The organism is Sulfurovum sp., assembly GCF_049668085.1.
In the GTDB taxonomy this organism is placed as follows: Bacteria; Campylobacterota; Campylobacteria; order Campylobacterales; family Sulfurovaceae; genus Sulfurovum.
In genome coordinates this window covers 1-3,463 of the sequence record NZ_JBATIY010000183.1, presented here as the reverse complement: position 1 = coordinate 3,463, position 3,463 = coordinate 1, and the positions used below count along the sequence as shown (strand labels likewise).

Here is a 3,463-nt window from a genome sequence, read left to right as displayed (position 1 = left end):
GCTTTAATCTCATCTATCTCTAATGCTCTGGGTGTTTCATACGCTTTCATCCCTTCAAAGGTGTAGACCTCTCCAGTGGGTTTGATGGCAGAAGGTGCAACGGGTAACTCTCCTCCATGATAAGCAGAATGCGAGATGCGTCCGACATGCCAAAGCTGCAAAAATATGACACCATCTTTGTCATGTACCGCTTTAGTTATTTTTTTCCAGCCTTCCACCTGTTCCTGCGTATGTATGCCCGGAGTGCAAGGATACCCTATGCCCTGAGTTGAGATCTGTGTCGCCTCACTGATGATGAGTCCTGCGCTGGCACGTTGGGCATAGTAAGTGGCCATCAGGTCATTGGGTACATTTTCTTCCACACTTCTACAACGTGTCAAAGGTGCCATGATGACTCTATTTTTTAAGTTCAACTTGCCTATCTGTATGGGTGAGAAAAGATTCATTTATAATTCCTTTAAAGTATATAATCATTCATTTATAGCATAATATAACTGTGTGCAAAACATGTGTAAATCGTGTCATTTTGGACATAAAATTGACATTGCTCGTTAAACAGCTAGATCTGTTGAGCGAGTTATAACTACCGTAACTGTAAAGTAATCAGCTATAATCTCAAAAAGACTTCAAGGAAGCATCTCATGTCTGAACAAATTGATACACCACAAAAAAAGATAGATACAGAAACCATTTATCATGACCAAAGATCTGTGGCTTTACGAACGCCTCAGAGTATCTACTTTGTGAAAGAACATGACAAGATGTCTATGCTTGGGTTGCTTCTGAATGACTACAAACAAACACAAGTAGTCATCGTAGTGAAAAGTAAGAAAAAAGCAGATGCGTTGAGTACGTTTTTAACCTCAAAAGAGTTTAATGCCACTGCCGTACATGGCAACCACAGACAAACACAGCAGCAAGAAGCTGCAAGTAAATTTAATGCTGGCACACTCCATGTCATCATCACTACAGACATGATACTCAAAACACTAGCCTTGGAAAACATCAAACTTGTTGTGAGTTATGATATGCCTGATGATACTCAAGAGTATTATAATCGTTTAGCTTTTATGAAAGAGTTAGGTGTTGCTATGGCGCTTATAAGCCCTGAAGACGAACCCTACCTTGATGAGATAGAGTACAACATGAAAAAAGGAATAGAAGAAAAAGAGGTAGCTGGTTTTGTGGCTACAGACAAGCCTAAGCAGACAGTAAAAAAAGACAAAACTAAAAAACCTCGACACAGTAAAAATAAAATGAAAAAAGAAAAAGAAGTATAATTTCTAGTTAGCACTCCATATTTATGCTCTTTTTGTATCAAGCTCTTTTACAGTTGCATAGGTTTTGAAAGTTAAACCAGTTTTCAACCTAAACATCTTATCCAGAATCTTCCTTGGTACATTTGCTATTTCTAAAACTTCATCTATATTATAATCACTTCCTTGCTCATCTAGTAAATCAATTATTTTCATAATATTAAAAGGTAATTTACTTGGCTTCAAACAATTTTTAAAATAGATATCAAGTTCATTTTCTACAATATTTTTTTCTATATAAATAGGTTCTTTGGGAATCAGCATGAGTTCATCCATATACTCTTCGTAAAAAAAGGAAGCCCCTGCTCCTTTGAATCTTACTGCAATTAGGTTAAGATTTTTATTAGATTGAATATGTACAGACTCTTCATAGGCATTAATCAGCATGGCTTGGAAATTTTCTAACTGGTAAGCCTTATTGTCAATCAATACTTCACAGTTTGTTTCCTGATTGATCAAAACTGTCATGCCGCCATTTGGCATAAGTTCATACGTTTCACAATTATGTATTAAATCATATCGTTCTATATATTTTTTTAATTTTTTATCCATCATTCATTATATGACTTAATTCTTAAATAGTATAATCATATTTATAATTTTAATGTCAAGAAAGGGTATGATGTACAATCCTATATCAACAGAGTTTTTTGATCAATTAACAGTTGCAATGCAAAGAAAAATTCCTTCAAAAATAGAATATTATCAAAATGAAGAACAAGAAAAAAAGAAAGAGAAACAACAAACAAAAGCTTTAGTAAAGACGATGGAAGTCATCAATGGTTTTGAATTTGTAGTATTGGATACACAAGAAAAAATCAGATTGTCATTGGTAGTTACATTTAATGGTAAAAGACATAGAGAAGATTAATATCCAAAGATAGGAGTTAGAAGACAGCAATGCCCTCGTCCTCTCAATTTAACTCTAAAACTATATCTAACCTGAATAAAGCAATAATGATTCGATGAAAAAGTAAAACCTAATAAAGTTATATATTGAGCCACTTGCAAATTCAACATCACAAAGTCGCTAATTTTCAATAGTCTGCAATCAACTATTGAAAAAAGCTGTCTATTGAAATTATTTACAACTAAACATCTAAAAATGGTTAAAAATCGTATTTTTAGGGCGTGCTTTATGGTTTAGATTTGGTGAAATGGTGTTTTTGTCTTTAGTATTTAAAGGAAGTTAAGTAACAAGCTTCAAAGACTGTGTTATACAAACAGACAACACGGCAAAGGCCAACACGGAAGCTACCTTTTGTGCTCCTTGATAATAGATCTTACTGCATCCATAGCTGTCTTTCAAATAGGCATTAACTCTTTCAACACTGGTTCTCTGGTTGTAGTGTCGATCATCCGAATCATTATAGATTCCAAGTGGTTGCAATATCTTCTTTTCACTTTTTGCCAAAGCTATCTGTGCTTTGAGTTTTTTTGAGTTCTTGGGATTGATATCAATAATGGGTCTGTGATTGTGTTTTTTAGAATAATCCCTTATGATACTGGTGTCATAAGCAGCATCAGCCAGGTCATACAAATAGTTTACTTTCTTAGTACTCTCTTTGATGAGAGGTAATGCCAATGAACTATCATGTACGGAAGCTGAAGAATAGAGTGCAGTGATAGGGATATCACCATCTACGACTGAGAGGTGAAGTTTACCTCCTGTCCATTTGTGTCGGTTACCTTTTGAATTTTGTTTAATGCTGGTATTACATTCTGCTCCTATGATAGATAACATCTCTTCTGCTTCAATCATTTTCTCTTGCTGTTGTAGTATGCTTGGCTTTCTAGGAGGAAGTTCTTCACCTTTCTTTGGACGTCCCTGTCTACGTTTAGGCTTGACTTCTTTTTTACTCTTGCCATACATCACAGATTTTTCTCTAAGTTCTATGGCTGTAGAATCGATACTGCTATAAAAGAAAAGTGTCTCACTTAAATACTTCTCTATAAAAACATCATGGGCTTTAGATGCAATACATTGCTGACTGAATTCTTTAAAGACACGGCTAAATTTGGATTCACTGGGGATTTCATTGTAATGTCTCCATCCACATATTATTCTTAATGTTCTATCTATTTTCAATCGGTCTATCAAGGCACTTGTGGTCTGAAGATTGTAAACCTGTTTAGCAACAAATGCA

Annotated in this window: 4 protein-coding genes and 1 pseudogene; 2 read left to right on the top strand and 3 right to left on the bottom strand. The window is 34.9% G+C overall.

Annotated features, from left to right (window positions below; translation table 11 throughout):
* Positions 1-446 (bottom strand): annotated as a pseudogene (locus tag WBM70_RS11065) (alkene reductase); the annotation flags it as partial.
* Positions 447-641: 195 nt separating this feature from the next.
* Here WBM70_RS11065 and WBM70_RS11060 point away from each other — a divergent pair.
* Positions 642-1,280 (top strand): helicase-related protein, encoded by a 639-nt coding sequence (locus tag WBM70_RS11060; protein ID WP_424558558.1) that lies wholly within the window; start codon positions 642-644, stop codon positions 1,278-1,280.
* 21 nt (positions 1,281-1,301) lie between these two features.
* On the opposite strand, the gene WBM70_RS11055 is transcribed toward WBM70_RS11060, so the two are convergent.
* Positions 1,302-1,868, bottom strand: a complete 567-nt coding sequence (locus WBM70_RS11055) for a hypothetical protein (protein WP_424558557.1) — start codon at positions 1,866-1,868, stop codon at positions 1,302-1,304.
* A 70-nt stretch (positions 1,869-1,938) separates the two neighbouring features.
* Between WBM70_RS11055 and WBM70_RS11050 the strand changes: the two genes are divergently transcribed.
* Positions 1,939-2,187, top strand: a complete 249-nt coding sequence (locus WBM70_RS11050) for a transcriptional antiterminator Rof (protein ID WP_424558556.1) — start codon at positions 1,939-1,941, stop codon at positions 2,185-2,187.
* A gap of 318 nt (positions 2,188-2,505) precedes the next feature.
* Here the strand turns inward: WBM70_RS11050 and WBM70_RS11045 are convergent.
* A partial coding sequence (locus tag WBM70_RS11045; RefSeq protein ID WP_424558555.1) for a transposase occupies positions 2,506-3,463 on the bottom strand: 958 nt, incomplete at its 5' end.

Bases quoted from the DNA above. Each gene is read 5' to 3' on its own strand.
- WBM70_RS11055 (WP_424558557.1), bottom strand. From the start codon at position 1,868: ATGGATAAAAAATTAAAAAAATATATAGAACGATATGATTTAATACAT.
- WBM70_RS11060 (WP_424558558.1), top strand. From the start codon at position 642: ATGTCTGAACAAATTGATACACCACAAAAAAAGATAGATACAGAAACC.
- WBM70_RS11050 (WP_424558556.1), top strand. From the start codon at position 1,939: ATGTACAATCCTATATCAACAGAGTTTTTTGATCAATTAACAGTTGCA.